Below are 14,666 nucleotides of genomic sequence, written 5' to 3' on the forward strand. Positions count from 1 at the left end.
CAGACCACATTTTAATTTTTAAAACTATGAATTGGTGCTGGAATTTGTCCACCACGCGCGATAAAATCAACAGATGACGCCTGATTAACTTTCATGACCGGAGCCGTTCCTAAAAGACCGCCAAATTCAATCATGTCCCCTTCTTTTCCTTTAGGAATAATCCGCACCGCTGTCGTTTTCTGATTGATAACGCCAATTGCCGCTTCATCGGCAATCATAGCTGCAATGGTTTCAGCAGGTGTTGCCGCAGGAATCGCAATCATATCCAAGCCTACTGAGCAGATAGCAGTCATGGCTTCTAATTTTTCTAGATTGAGAGATCCATTTTGAACTGCTGCAATCATCCCCTCGTCTTCTGAAACTGGAATGAAAGCACCAGACAAACCGCCGACTTGATTGCAAGCCATTACGCCACCTTTTTTGACTTGGTCATTAAGCAAAGCCAAAGCTGCCGTCGTTCCATGCGTACCGACCGTTTCCAATCCCATTTCTTCCAAAACACGAGCGACAGAATCCCCAACAGCTGGCGTTGGTGCCAAACTTAAATCAACAATTCCAAATTTCACACCTAGGCGCTCTGAAGCCATTTGACCGACCAATTGACCGATACGAGTGATTTTAAAGGCTGTTTTCTTAACCGTTTCTGCCACCACATCAAAGCTCTCACCACGGACTTTTTCCAGCGCACGCTTGACAACACCAGGACCAGAAACCCCAACATTGATGACTACATCCGCTTCACCGACACCGTGAAAAGCTCCTGCCATGAAAGGATTGTCCTCAACAGCATTCGCAAAAACAACTAATTTCGCAGCTCCCATATCAGAAAGTTCAGCCGTTTCCTTGATGACACGTCCCATGTCTGCCACCGCCGTCATGTTAATGCCTGACTTGGTGGAACCAATATTGACAGAGGAGCAAACCTTATCAGTCTCCGCTAAAGCTCGCGGAATGGAACGGATAAGGATTTCATCTCCTTTTTGATAACCCTTTTGCACCAGAGCAGAAAAACCACCGATAAAGTCAACACCGATTTCTTTTGCTGCTCGATCCAGCGCCTTTGCCAGTGGCACATAATCCTCACTATCGGTCGCTGCCCCAATTAGGGAAATAGGCGTGACAGAAACGCGCTTGTTGACAATGGGAATCCCTAGCTCAGCAGCGATTTCATCTCCGACAGCTACCAAATTTCTAGCTTTACTGGTAATCTTCTGATAGATTTTTTCCGCCGCTCGCTCAATATCCGTATTAATACAGTCGAGAAGTGAAATGCCCATAGTGATAGTCCGAATATCAAAATTCTGCTCCTCAATCATGGCAATCGTTTCAGTAACCTGCTTTATATCCATTTTTTCACCTCTGTTAGATATTGTACATGGCATCAAAAATTGCTGCACTTTGAATATTGATTTTAATATTGAGAGTTTTGCCAAAGGCTTCAAACTCCTCGCGCAAAACAGTGAAATCTTTCTTTTCATCACTAGAAACGACTGCCATCATCGTGAAAAATTCATCTAAAACCGTTTGTGAAATATCATCAATATTCAAACCAAGCTCTGCAATCTTGCTAGACACTCCTGCCACAATCCCCGTTCTATCCTTGCCAACAACCGTAATAATCGCTTTCATTCTTTGCTCCAATCAACATACTTTTTCCTATTGTAGCATAAGTAAAGGAAATTTGCATAAACTGAAAGAGAAAAATCCGAATTTTAATCCTCAAACCTTGCTTAATCGTTATCAATTGATTGTCGATTCTTTCCAATGAACACTACAATCCAGCACTTGCTGCTTTTCTTCCTGATGACGACCTTCAATCTGATCAATCAGAATTTTCGTTGCTTGCTGCCCTTCTTCAAAAGCTGGTTGGACAATTGTCGTGATGCTTGGTGAAGATAAGCTCGTCCATTCTGTATTATCAAAACCAATCAAGCCCACATTTGGTATATCAAAATCCAAATCTTTCATAACGGTAAACACCAGTGGTAAAGCCCAGCAATTTGGTGCAAAAACTAAGGTTTTCTCTCCTGAATTGACTTCTTTTTGCAAAAATTCTTTCATTTTACCTAAGTCAGTGTGCTCATCCTCAATAATCAAACTTGTATATTCTAAGTTGGAATCTGCCAAAGCATCCATAAAGCCACTAGCTCGTTCAATCCGTGTACTCAATCGGCTAATATCTGCCGTGATGAGAATATATTTTTCATAACCTTTTGCAACACAAGCCTGTGTCACATCATAGACTGCATCGTAATTATTCGTTCTGACCCAACTTGTCCGATGTTCATACAATTGACTATCAAAAAAGACCATTCGCTTCTTTTTTTCCTCAATAATGCGAGAATATTTTCTAAAGTTTGAAGTCGGCTGAATAATGAAACCATCCACTCCTAACAAAAGCATACTTTCGATATATTTGTCTTCACTTTCTTGGTTGTAATTGCTATTTCCAATCATAACCTGATAACCATTTTGATGTGCAATATCCTCAATTCCTTTGACAATCTGATTTGAAAAACTATTGGTAATGTCACCAATCAAAACGCCAATCAATTTGGTTCGCTTGGAGTTGAGGCTGCGCGCTACAATGCTAGGCTTATAATTAGTCTCTTCAATAACCTTTTTGATTTTCTCTCTGGTTTCCTGAGACATTTTTTCATATTTACCATTTAAGTAAAAGGAAACAGTCGTTTTTGAGGTCTGAGCAATTTCTGCAATATCTTTTATGGTCAATTTTTTTGCCAATTTAAGGTCCCTCCTAAGCACTCATATTATAACATATTTTATCACAAAACGATGGCTTCAAATCCCATAAAATCAGACTTTTCTAACTTTTTAGTCTGATTTTTGTACAAGTTTTTTTGTCATAGATAACACATTTTCCTCTCATTTTAATACCATTGACCACACATAATTTTTCTCCTTTGTAAATATCATCATTTAACACTAAGATCAGTTTATTTGTGCAGTCATTTTCTATTTCAAGTGCAAGTGCATTAGGAAGTTGACCGCCATCTGTTTGATACACTTTATGATACTTGACAGTAAATGATTGATCCGCAATCAGAGTAGCATCAATGATTCGATCTGAAAATTTCTGTATTTTGACCAATTTATGACTTTCTTCCAGTTCATTGTATTTCTTCGAAATAAATGTTTTTTCTAACACCAGCGGAATCTCGCTCCAAATCTTAAGGTCATTGACTTGACTTGGACTGTAGATAACTTGACTATCTAGTATAAATTGAGTTCGTAACTTATGATCTCCGGCACATCTAATATCGTCTATTACAAGCCAAACACCTTCTTCCAACATGATGATTTTCCGAGTATGCAAGTAAGAAGATGGATTTGAAGCCAGATAACTCCCCTCTACATAGTGAATAGCTGCGTTCTCTTGATATCCGCAAAACAAAGATTGTGGATAATTTTCGTAATCCCAAGAACCAGATACTATTTCAGGCGGTGTCTCATCAAGGATACATCCGGTGTGACTCCAAGCACTTTTTAGAACAGAACGTTCTCCTGTCTCTCTGTAGGTATAGCGACCAGAATCCACAAAAATTAGCTTGCCTTGATCCTGTAGGCAAAAGCTATTTTGATCACTGTGAGCATGGGCGCTGCCCATCGGTCCATTTTTGAAAAAGAAATGGCTCCGAGGCGTCTGAATACAAACCTGACCAGAATCCTTGAAAAAAGCAGTTCTTGTTCCTTGTTTTTGATCTTTTAATGTTGCTAAACGATTAGCACCTTTTCTCCCAACCAACAGCAAACTATATGGATCTAAGTATGAATTTTTTAATGAGAGTAATTGTTCATCTTCTAAAACGAGAGCAGATAAATTCAGAATATCCCACGTATCTGTACAGTCGCTATCACCAAAAGCAATCGTCTTTCCATCCAAGCCTGTCATCATCTGAATGTAGGTAGCCATTTTCCCTAACAAAGTCGCATACTTGTGCTTCAACTCTGGTAGCAAGATACACAATTCTAACAGAGCTTTATAAACTTCTACATGATACAAAATAGACTGCTCAAACTGGGTTCCATCTTCTAAAATTTGAATTTGTACCTGTTGCTGTAATTCTTCTATTGCAAACAGATATTCTTCTTCAATATCGAGCTGTTCTGAAAAGAAATGATAGATGGCAATCATTGGAATGGTCTGCAAAATCCCCCAATTACTGAGTGTATACTTATCACGATAACACCTTCTCATAAAATGAATCTGAGTTTCAAGAGAGCGGTAAATGATTTGCAACTCCTTTTCTTCCAGCAAATCCAATTCCAGTAAAAACAGCAAAATTTTCAACCAAGTAAAACAGCGAATCCCTGTATCTAAGGTTCTAGTCGTCAAAGATTGCGGAGAAAATTCCTGTACTTGCTCTATCCAATCAAAAATGAAAAACTTCAATTTTTGAATATATCGCATGTCTCCCTCGACCAAGTAACCAATAACAAAGTTCAGTAAATACTCCTGCCGATTGAGCATGTACGTCCACTCTGGATCTTCTTCAAATAGCACTTCCCAATTCATCGGCTGAATCTGATGTTTTCTCGGGCACGGCTCCATATCCCAATTTCCATCAAACAAAAAATAATGGCTAAACATTCGTTCAAGGGAGTGCTGAATGCGGCTATATTCTTCCTTTTGATAGCGAAGAATATAATGTCGATAATACTCTATATCAAAATCTTCAAAAAAAATAGTTCGTTCTTGTTTCATATTTCCTTACCTAAAAAATGGTTGATACAGTTCTGCTTCTCTAGAAATCTGCCTTTTATCCTACCCTACAAAGCAGATTAGGTTCTCTCCATTCGCTTTTTAAGCTTGGAAGAGAACCTAATCTGTCATCTAGTTGTTGATTTATTATACAGTATGCTTTGAGGTTAGAGATTTTTATCTCCAATCCATCATAAATAAAGCAAGCAGCATTCGTGTTACTAGATTATCAATTCAAATACCATATAATGCTACACCTTACCATTAATCAGAGGTTGGAAACTTCTGTCCTTGTTCCTTTGTCTTTCCCATTATGCTTTCTTTTTCCACATAAATCGTTACATTCTTAGCAATTTGCAAGGTCACCAACTCATCTTGAATGGAAATAATTTTACCATGAATTCCAGACAGTAATAGAACTTCATCACCAGCTGTTAAAGAAGCTAGATAAGTTTTTCGTTGCTCCATCTGTTCTTGAAGCATTTTTTGCTGACGGAAATGACTGATGCTTGACAGTATAATCGGAGTTCCTGCCAAAACAATCAATATTCCATAAAGTAAAGTCGTATTCATTATGCTAAAATCTTAAGCCAGCTGCCAATAATACCAATGATAACTGTCAAAATAACTAGTTTGTAGGTTGTCCATTTCTTTTCTTTGATCAAATAGTAAACCAAAAGAGTAAAGAGAGCTGGCAGAAGCGCTGGTGCTACTTTATCAAGCATACCTTGAATGCTCACGATGCTTTGATTTGTACCTGCTTTTACTTTTCCAGCGGCAAATGTAATAGGCACTGTCATCTTAACAGAAGTAGCTGCTAGACCTGCAATAACTGTCACACCAATGATATTAGCAATCCGCGAAATAGTCGCCATTTGCTCACTCAGTTTGTCAATGACAGTTGTTCCCAACTTATAGCCATACAAACCAGTAGATAATTTAATCCCTGTCAAAATGGTATTCATAGCCAAGAAAAACAAGATTGGACCAATAATCAAACCATCTTTCGCAAAAGAAGCTGCGATTGTGGAGAAGAGTGGTGCCAAGCAGAATTGTGAAAGTGAATCTCCAATCCCGGCCAAAGGTCCCATCAATGCCATTTTAATGTTACGTGTTTCTTCTGTGGGACGATCATTTTCTAACATGACTAAGTGTAAACTCGTAATAAAGGGTAGAAAGTGAGGATTCGTATTGTAAAATTCACAATTTTCTTCTAATGCTTTGTAAAGACCTTCTTGATTATCACCATAGTGTTTTTTCAAAGCAGGATACATAACATTTGCATACCCTAGCCCTTGATAATTGCTGTAGTTAAAGCCATTTTGTAAAAAGAATGCCCGCAAAGATGTTTTGAGATAATCATTCTTGTTTAATTTAGATCCAGTCATCGTGTGCTTCCTCCTCTACCACATGATCTGCTGTTTTTGGTTTGTTGTAAAATTCGATTAAAGCAAAGATTGTACCTACAATAGCAATACCGATTGTCGGAATTTTTAGATAAGCCGCACAAACATAACCTAGTAATACAAACGGGATCAATTCTTTCTTAGCCATGACAGATAAGATCATTGCAAACCCAATAGCCGGAAGCATTTTACCAGCAACCGTTAAACCAGAAAGTAATACTGGCGGAATGTAGCCTACTAATTTCAGCAAAGTATCCATTGACAGAGCACCCAAGCATCCCAAAGCAAAGCCAATCACAGCAAACAACCAAATCGTCGCATTCAACGTAATTTTGAATTTCTTCATATCACGATTTTTCAAATGCTTCATAGCTGTTTCTGGAGCACCTGCACGTACCGTATATGCAAAAGTTTGTACAAATTGAATTGCAACGGCAATTGGAGTAGATAGAGCAAGTGCTGCTTCTGGCGTAACTTTTCCTGCACTTGTAATCGCCATCAACGTTCCAAAAATACCAGGTCCGATTGGATTTGGCGGAACCGTTCCTCCAGCACCAACACCAAATCCCATATAAGCCAATTCACCAATCGCTCCCATTGTTAAAGCAGTTGGCAGGTCTCCTAAAATAATCCCTACGCCAAATGACAAAACAATACATCTGTTCGTATAAATCCCTAACAGCATTCCACTAAAACAGAACGCTGTCCATAAACCAATTAAAATCGCTTGAAATAAATTAATTGACATCATGAATCTCCTTTTTTTAAATATAATCCAATATATTTACTTCTACAGCTCCATCATTACCACTTGGAGTTGTTTTTGTATTAAAAGTTACCTGATAAGACTGACTCAGTTCCTTAATCGCTGCCTTATCCTCTTCTCCAAGGAAAATAGAACGTGTAACCTGTTCTTTTCCTTCTGCATTGTGAATATTTCCAATATTGATTTCCTTAATTGGAACACCACCTTTTACCAAAGTTAGTGCATCTTTCATATCTTTCAAAACAATAAATATCGTTTGAGCAGGATTTGCTTTGTGAATAATATCAATAACTTTTTGCAACGAGAAGAAGCGCATGGCAATAGAATCTGGTACAACCGCCTTCATCAATGTTTGTTGAATCTTATCAGTACTCACTTCGTCATTTGCCACGATAACTGTATTGCAGCCTAGATATTTCACCCATAACTGTCCTTGACCATGAATCAATCGTTCATCCACACGGGTCATAATAATATTTGGTGTTGTCATCTCTCTCCTCCTACCAATATAAATTCCAATCTTTATAGAAACGTATTAGAGCTTCCAAGTAATAATAATCGCCCCATATATTGCCTTCATCTACTCCTTTGCCAGAATGCCATGAGTACACTCCATGAAGAAGCGTCGTTCCTCCAGGCTTGTACTGATCACTAGCATAATCTTCTATCAGAGAGCGAAGCATAGCGTGCATCGCATGTTTGTAAATGTCTTTATCTTCATCTACTTCCGGCAAGTATTTCAGCATCTCATGAATCCCACAGACCGCAATAGCTGTCGCAGAAGAATCACGAGACTGTTCACTACCATCACTAAAGATTAAATCCCAATAGGAAACATGATCTTTTGGCAGGCGATTCAAGAAATAATTCGTTACACCTTTGAATAAATCAAAACAAGATTCATCTTTCAAATGGCGATAAGTCAATGGAATACCATACACACCCCAAGATTGTCCTCTTGCCCAGCAAGAATCATCGCTATAACCTTGTCTTGTTACACCTTTTAGAGGGTGACCTGTTTCAGGATCGAAGTAAAATGTGTGAAAAGATGAGGCATCATCACGAATGACATTATTGACAGAGGCATAAAAATGTTTTTCTGCAATCTCATAATATTTTTGCTCACCTGTTTCTTGATACGCAAAGAATAGCAACTGAATATTGAGCAAACAATCAATAATCAAACGATAATGTTCTTTCTTACCTAACTCACCCCAAGCCTGAATAAAGCCTCCTTTTTCTTGATAGCGTTCAATCAGCTTATCTGCTGCTTTTAAGGCAGCCTCTTTAGCATTTTGGTCACCGTCCAACTTATATTCACTCATGCACGATGGAGTATAAAGAAAGCCTAAGTCATGGTGATCTAGTTCTACTCTTTTATTGACCCGTTCCAAGAAAGACAAGACATTTTTATGAGCTATTTCTTTAAATTTTTCATCATGACTGTATTCATAAGCCAGCCACAGTTCTCCCGTCCAAAAACCATTGGTCCATTCTGTATTATCCATAATTGGATAAACATTATCAAAGGTTGCGGGAGTCGGGAAGTCTTCCTTAAAATAATCAAGATTAATCTCTAACTGCCGAATGACTTTCTCAATTGCCTGTTCTACTTCATTTTTTGTCAAAAGCGGAACTTCTACAAATCGTTCAGGAGTGTTAATTTCTTCAATCGTAACTTTTTTAATCATTCCTTTTACCTTTTTAAATTCCTGACTCAAAATCTTCTTCTATTACTTCTGAATCATCTGAAAACAACTCTCTGCCATTGACAACACCGCCATGTGCTGCTGCAACTGCTTTTTTAGCAACTTCATCAAATGAAAGTGTCATTCTCGCAAAAACGGTTTCCAGCAACATAGCTAAATTCAAGCCTGACAAAACATTCATTTGCAAATCTGGTCTATTTCCCATTATCGTGGATGCCACCTTAAACGGCGTTCCACCTAATAAATCACACAAGACTAAGACCTCTTCGTCGCTTGTAATAGCAGCTAGAATTTTTTCTTTTAGTTCATTTGCAGACATGCCTTCCACAAAATCAATAGCATCTACTTTCTCTTGCTCGCCCGCAATCAATTTCAAAGAACTATGAATCCCTGTAGCGAAATTTCCATGTCCTATAACTATGATTTTCATACATTCTCCTCTCTTTTAAGTTTACCGGTTTACTTACATTTTCCATTGTAGCCTATTGTTTTTTACTTGTCAATACTTTTTTCAAAAAAATATTAGCGCTTACATCTCTTTTGAAATCTATATTTCTTTTTAACATTTAGTAGATTATCTTCAAAAATCCGAAAAGCAGATTTTTACAAAGGTTCCACTACTAAATATCAAAAAAACATTTTTTATCGTTGACAAAACCGGTTTACTAGAATATAATCTTGTTAGAATGAAATCTTATTAAACTGAAAGGAAATAAAATATGACAGAAAAAATTTTCTCCATAGAACAATTTTCTCTAAAGGGAAAAATCGCCCTTATCACTGGAGCTTCCTACGGAATAGGCTTTGCCATTGCCAAAGCCTACGCTGAAGCAGGGGCCACTATTGTTTTTAATGACATCAACCAAGAATTAGTTGACCGAGGTTTAACTGCTTATCATGAAGCAGGAATCTCAGCACATGGTTATGTTTGCGATGTTACTGATGAAGCTGGTATCCAAGCAATGGTTGAGCAAGTTGAGCGAGAAGTCGGCATTATTGATATTTTGGTCAACAATGCAGGCATCATTCGAAGAGTTCCTATGTGCGAAATGAGTGCAGCTGATTTTCGCAAGGTGATTGATATTGACTTAAACGCACCGTTTATTGTTTCCAAAGCCGTCATTCCTTCGATGATTAAAAAAGGACACGGAAAAATCATCAACATTTGCTCCATGATGAGCGAGCTCGGTCGCGAAACAGTTAGTGCTTACGCCGCTGCTAAAGGTGGACTCAAAATGCTAACGCGTAACATCGCTTCAGAATACGGCAGTGCTAATATTCAGTGTAATGGTATTGGTCCTGGCTATATCGCCACTCCTCAAACAGCACCATTACGCGAATTACAAGAAGATGGCTCACGCCATCCATTTGACCAATTTATCATCGCTAAAACACCTGCGGCACGCTGGGGAAATCCAGAAGACCTCATGGGACCAGCTGTTTTTCTCGCTAGTGATGCTAGCGACTTTGTCAATGGACATATTCTCTACGTTGACGGTGGTATCCTAGCTTATATCGGAAAACAACCAGAATAGAAAGAAGGACTAAAAATGAAAATTGCTTTAATTAACGAAAATAGTCAAGCTGCTAAAAACCACATTATTTATGATGCCTTAAAAGAAACAACTGACAAAAAAGGATATGAACTATACAACTACGGTATGTATGGAAAAGAAGGCGAAAGCCAATTAACTTATGTTCAAAATGGTTTACTAGCAGCCATTCTCTTAAATACAAAAGCTGCTGACTTTGTCATCACCGGTTGCGGTACTGGTGAAGGAGCAATGGTTGCTTTAAATAGTTTTCCTGGTGTGGTCTGTGGCTTGGCTGTCGAACCAACAGACGCCTACCTCTTCTCTCAAATAAATGGTGGCAATGCTCTTTCAATCCCTTATGCAAAAGGCTTTGGCTGGGGTGCAGAATTAAATCTAAAATTGATATTTGAACGACTTTTTGCTGAAGAAGTTGGCGGTGGCTATCCAAAGGAAAGAGCAATTCCTGAACAACGAAATGCTCGTATTTTAAACGAGGTTAAAAAGATTACCCATAACGACCTGCTAAGCGTTCTAAAAAACATCGACCAAGATTTCTTGAGAGAAACAATTGCAGGAGAACATTTCCAAGAATACTTCTTTGCGAACTGCCAAGATAATGAAATCGCAGCTTACTTAAAAGGACTTCTTGATGCATAAATCCATTTTGCAACCCGAAAGGAATTGACACATGACGAAATTATTGCTATTTGGTGAGCCACTGATTCGAATTACGCCTGTAGACGTTGCTTCTCTTGGTGACCAAGTGGTCAGCACAACTTATTTTGGCGGATCGGAAGTCAATATCGCCTGTAATTTACAGGCCTTAGGAATTTGCACAAAACTTTTTACAGGATTGCCAGATAATGAAATTGGCAATCGATTCCTAACGTTTTTGAAACAGCATGACATCGACACTAGCACTATTTTCCGACTTGGTGACCGACTTGGGATTTATTATCTGGAAAATGGATTTGGTTGCCGCCAAAGTGAAGTTTTTTATGACCGTAAGCATACCAGTATCAGTCAGATTCGTCCTGAAATGCTGGATATGGACTGCTTGTTTAAAGGAATCAGCTATTTTCATTTCAGTGGCATCACAGTTGCCATTGATGAGCAAGTCCGCGAAGTGCTACTATGTCTTTTGAAAGAAGCAAAGCAAAGGAACATCACCATTTCTATGGATCTCAACTTGCGCACTAAAATGATTTCTGTCTTAGAAGCCAAATATGAATTTTCAAAATTCGCTCGCTATGCCGACTATTGCTTTGGAATCGATCCAATTATGGCAGATGAAACAGATCTTGACATGTTTCCAAAAGAAACAGCAAGTTTGGCGGAGATTGAAAATCGCATGCGTCATTTAAAAGAAATCTATTCCTTTAAAGCCATTTTTCATACGTTCCGCTCCACTGATGCACAAGATAAAAATGTCTATCAGGCTTATGCACTCAGTGATACATTTGAGCAATCTGTCCAGCTAAAAACTGCTGTCTATCAACGCGTTGGAAGTGGAGATGCTTTTGTTTCTGGCGCACTCTATCAATTACTCATGCAAGCTTCTTTAAAAGATACACTTGACTTTGCTGTTGCTAGTGCAACCATGAAGTGTACTCTTGCTGGCGACAGTATGAGCAAATCTGCTACAGCCATTGAAAAATTGCTAACAACCACCAAAGATATTATTCGTTAGGAGAATAGCATGACTAAGTCAGATATCATTATTGAATTAAAAACACAAAAAATTATCGTTGTTGTTCGTGGAAAGACAAAAGAAGAAGGCCTCAAAGCATCTATCGCCTGTATCAAAGGTGGTATCAAAGCTATTGAAGTTGCTTATACCAATCAATACGCTGGCGAAATTATAAAAGAGCTAAACCACCTATATCAAGATGATGCCAGTGTTTGTATCGGAGCTGGAACTGTACTGGATGCTGTAACCGCAAGAGATGCAATGCTAGCAGGTGCTCATTATATTGTTTCTCCTTCTTTCAACTCTGAAACTGCAAGAATCTGTAATCTCTACAGTATTCCCTATATTCCGGGTTGTATGACCTTAACAGAAATCACCACAGCACTGGAAGCTGGCAGTGAAATCATCAAACTCTTTCCAGGAAGTGCTCTAAGTCCAAAATATATCTCTGCCGTTAAAGCACCGATTCCTCAAGTAGCTATCATGGTGACAGGTGGCGTCAATTTGGATAATGTTTCAGATTGGTTTTCTGCTGGTGCGGACGCCATTGGTATTGGTGGAGAATTTAACAAACTTGCCAGCCAAGGTAATTACGAAGCGATCACAACAATTGCTAAACAATATACCGCACTGAAGTAAAAAATCTAGTCCTTTTCTATTAAAAAAAGAAAAACAAGAAATCTATTATTGAAAAATACAAGCTAAACAGGCTAGGATTTTCCTAGCCTGTTTTAACTATCTTACACTATCAAAAGCACCTATAAAGGACGATTTGTCAAACCAGATAACCCTACCTATTTTTTCGTTTTGCTAAGTAGATACTCCCGTTAAGAACTACCAACCCTACAACAATCAAGGCACCCATAACTGTCGTTCCTGTCCTTGGTAAAATCTTTTGTTTTGGTGCTGGCGGTTGAGATGGATCATACAGATTTTTCAATACAAAACCTGATGCTGTATCTCCACTAATCTCTGAGCGATAAGAAGCAACAACCTCTTCAGTGATGGTATAATGAATTTCTTTTCCATTTTTATATTTTGGTTTATTGGTAAATTCTGCACGCCATTTACCGTTTTCATTTGGTTTAATCGTTTGAGATTCTATCTTTTCCCCGTCAGCCAGCAAATTCACTGTAATATGATTTGGACGTTTTCCAGCTTGATTATCTTTGTCATCCCAATGTTTCACAACCGAGATATTCGTTCTTGCCTCATCAAACTGATCTGTAATATTTAATCTATCATTTTTGACAGTTGCCGTATTATTCTTAGCTTTAAGGATATTCACTTGTCCAGCTGTTGTTACCTCAAAAACAATGTCACTGACAGCTTTGTAGCCATTAGGAGCCGTTTCCTCATGAAAAGTATAAATTCCAGGATCTAAACTTAATTCATGTGTTTTTCCTAACTCTGATGTCCAAGAAGCAACGACCTCTCTCTGTGTTCCTTCTCCTTTGTAAACATGAAGTTTGGTACCTGAAATCATTTTACCATTTGGATTTAGCTTGCTGATTTTTATCTTCTTGTTCCCTACTTTTTGATTGACAATCGTTCTCAAAACAGTTTGTTCTGTTCCAAAATCAGAAGGGGAAATCTTGAACTTTTCATCCCTTTTTTTATAACCATCTGGTGCCTTGCTCTCTTTCAAGGTGTATTCATCTTTCAAAAGATGTGACAATTCTCCCATACCATTGGCATCCGTTGTAATAGTCCCAACCACTTCTTTCGTACGATTGCGAATCACTTGAAACTCAGCATTTGAAAGAGGCTGACCGTTAGCATCAACTTTTTTAACCTTAATCGTGAAGTTTTGTCCATCAGCCTTCCCATTGGCTTTTACATATCGTGTCTCAACTTCTGTAGTTCTATCTACAGTATTGTCAGCTGTTAATTTGACCTTATTTATAAAAGCATCTCCAATCTTCGGCTCACCATTCAATTTAACTTTATAATTGATATAGTAACCCTCATTTGAAGCAATGTCACCAATTTTGACAGTAGCTTTTCGCTTATTTACTATAATATTAGCCTTCAATTTAGCTGTCACATCTTCTGCTTGCTGCAATTCCCATTCGGAAGTTGTCGAATTATAAAGCCATACTCCCTTGATAATCTTGACAGAATCGGCTTCAATAACACCATTCCCCACAAACTCATCTTCAATAACAGCATTTTTAAAGGTTTCTTGTGTTCGGTTTATCGCTACATCATAGCCCAATCTCTCTGGATCATTGGTCAAAGGCCATCCGCCCTTTACAATTGCAAATTTTTCTGCTTCACCTGCACCAACAAAACCAGGTTTCCCTGCATTCGTTATCTTACCATCAATTTTAAATTCTAAATCAACTTTTCCGTTGACTTTATGCTCGCGATGATCAAAACGAACATGAAAATCAAATGTCCCTTTAATATCCGAATGTTTTTCAACATAATCCGTATAAGTAAGAACAATTTTTTTATTTGTTGCATCAATATTTGCTACTGCAACAATATCTCCCTGACTGCTTACAATATTGAAACTTTTATTAGGCGAGTTATAAACAAGCTGTTTAGGGAAATCAATTGTAGTCGTATCACCAGCTGCTACCGTATTATTTGGTAACGAGAAAGTTGCACTAACCTTAAAATCCTGCCATTTTTTAAGGTCACCTTGGAGAGGATTTCCGTCACTATCCGTCACCTTCATTGAAGTGATGACGTTTGGAATCGTCTTAGCATGAATTACTTGCTTCACCGTTATGTGAAAACTAAAAAGGAGAGCTAGCAGAAATAGTGCACCTCTGATAATCTTATTTGTTCTTCTTTTTATTTTAAACATTTTATCCTCCTATCAATAG

Annotated in this window: 15 protein-coding genes; 4 read left to right on the forward strand and 11 right to left on the reverse strand. The window is 38.2% G+C overall.

Annotated elements, in window-relative coordinates; genetic code table 11:
- Window positions 1–11: 11 nt before the first annotated feature.
- The 10 genes from HMPREF1514_RS05965 to HMPREF1514_RS06010 form a co-directional block, all read right to left on the reverse strand.
- A complete protein-coding gene (locus HMPREF1514_RS05965) occupies window positions 12–1,349 on the reverse strand; it encodes a PFL family protein (RefSeq protein ID WP_037597985.1) in 1,338 nt (445 codons plus the stop codon).
- Between the two features lie 13 nt (window positions 1,350–1,362).
- Window positions 1,363–1,629 (reverse strand): ACT domain-containing protein, encoded by a 267-nt coding sequence (locus HMPREF1514_RS05970; RefSeq protein ID WP_003035507.1) that lies wholly within the window; start codon window positions 1,627–1,629, stop codon window positions 1,363–1,365.
- Between the two features lie 111 nt (window positions 1,630–1,740).
- The gene (locus HMPREF1514_RS05975; RefSeq protein WP_037597987.1) at window positions 1,741–2,745 is read right to left on the reverse strand and encodes a LacI family DNA-binding transcriptional regulator; all 1,005 of its coding nucleotides are present in this window, start codon (window positions 2,743–2,745) and stop codon (window positions 1,741–1,743) included.
- Between the two features lie 82 nt (window positions 2,746–2,827).
- Complete coding sequence (locus tag HMPREF1514_RS05980) at window positions 2,828–4,726, reverse strand: heparinase II/III domain-containing protein (RefSeq protein WP_037597988.1); 1,899 nt, start codon at window positions 4,724–4,726, stop codon at window positions 2,828–2,830.
- A gap of 261 nt (window positions 4,727–4,987) precedes the next feature.
- A complete protein-coding gene (locus tag HMPREF1514_RS05985) occupies window positions 4,988–5,296 on the reverse strand; it encodes a preprotein translocase subunit YajC (RefSeq protein ID WP_003035584.1) in 309 nt (102 codons plus the stop codon).
- On the reverse strand, window positions 5,296–6,111 hold the full coding sequence (locus HMPREF1514_RS05990) for a PTS system mannose/fructose/sorbose family transporter subunit IID (RefSeq protein ID WP_003035586.1): 816 nt from the start codon (window positions 6,109–6,111) through the stop codon (window positions 5,296–5,298). Before HMPREF1514_RS05990 ends, HMPREF1514_RS05985 begins: the two co-directional genes overlap by 1 nt.
- On the reverse strand, window positions 6,098–6,877 hold the full coding sequence (locus HMPREF1514_RS05995; protein ID WP_003070605.1) for a PTS mannose/fructose/sorbose/N-acetylgalactosamine transporter subunit IIC: 780 nt from the start codon (window positions 6,875–6,877) through the stop codon (window positions 6,098–6,100). Before HMPREF1514_RS05995 ends, HMPREF1514_RS05990 begins: the two co-directional genes overlap by 14 nt.
- 16 nt (window positions 6,878–6,893) lie before the next feature.
- A complete protein-coding gene (locus HMPREF1514_RS06000; protein ID WP_025271640.1) occupies window positions 6,894–7,385 on the reverse strand; it encodes a PTS sugar transporter subunit IIB in 492 nt (163 codons plus the stop codon).
- A 10-nt stretch (window positions 7,386–7,395) separates the two neighbouring features.
- Window positions 7,396–8,586, reverse strand: coding sequence for a glycoside hydrolase family 88 protein (locus tag HMPREF1514_RS06005; RefSeq protein WP_037598206.1), 1,191 nt, complete (start codon window positions 8,584–8,586; stop codon window positions 7,396–7,398).
- A gap of 13 nt (window positions 8,587–8,599) precedes the next feature.
- A complete protein-coding gene (locus HMPREF1514_RS06010; protein WP_003035587.1) occupies window positions 8,600–9,034 on the reverse strand; it encodes a PTS sugar transporter subunit IIA in 435 nt (144 codons plus the stop codon).
- Between the two features lie 289 nt (window positions 9,035–9,323).
- Between HMPREF1514_RS06010 and HMPREF1514_RS06015 the strand changes: the two genes are divergently transcribed.
- From HMPREF1514_RS06015 to HMPREF1514_RS06030, 4 genes are read left to right on the forward strand one after another with little or no spacing between them, the layout of a single operon-like run.
- The gene (locus HMPREF1514_RS06015; RefSeq protein WP_003035431.1) at window positions 9,324–10,139 is read left to right on the forward strand and encodes a gluconate 5-dehydrogenase; all 816 of its coding nucleotides are present in this window, start codon (window positions 9,324–9,326) and stop codon (window positions 10,137–10,139) included.
- Window positions 10,140–10,154: 15 nt separating this feature from the next.
- A complete protein-coding gene (locus HMPREF1514_RS06020) occupies window positions 10,155–10,796 on the forward strand; it encodes an RpiB/LacA/LacB family sugar-phosphate isomerase (RefSeq protein WP_009569354.1) in 642 nt (213 codons plus the stop codon).
- A 31-nt stretch (window positions 10,797–10,827) separates the two neighbouring features.
- Window positions 10,828–11,829 (forward strand): sugar kinase, encoded by a 1,002-nt coding sequence (locus HMPREF1514_RS06025; protein WP_037597994.1) that lies wholly within the window; start codon window positions 10,828–10,830, stop codon window positions 11,827–11,829.
- A 9-nt stretch (window positions 11,830–11,838) separates the two neighbouring features.
- Window positions 11,839–12,468 carry a bifunctional 4-hydroxy-2-oxoglutarate aldolase/2-dehydro-3-deoxy-phosphogluconate aldolase gene (locus tag HMPREF1514_RS06030; protein ID WP_037597998.1) on the forward strand — a complete coding sequence of 210 codons (630 nt, stop codon included), beginning with the start codon at window positions 11,839–11,841 and terminating at the stop codon, window positions 12,466–12,468.
- A 151-nt stretch (window positions 12,469–12,619) separates the two neighbouring features.
- Here the strand turns inward: HMPREF1514_RS06030 and HMPREF1514_RS06035 are convergent, their stop codons facing one another.
- Entirely contained in the window at window positions 12,620–14,647 is a 2,028-nt protein-coding gene (locus HMPREF1514_RS06035; RefSeq protein WP_037598000.1) for a SpaA isopeptide-forming pilin-related protein, read from the reverse strand.
- Between the last annotated feature and the right edge of the window lie 19 nt (window positions 14,648–14,666).

The sequence above is a fragment of the Streptococcus sp. AS20 genome, from assembly GCF_000524255.1.
Lineage (GTDB): Bacteria > Bacillota > Bacilli > Lactobacillales > Streptococcaceae > Streptococcus > Streptococcus constellatus.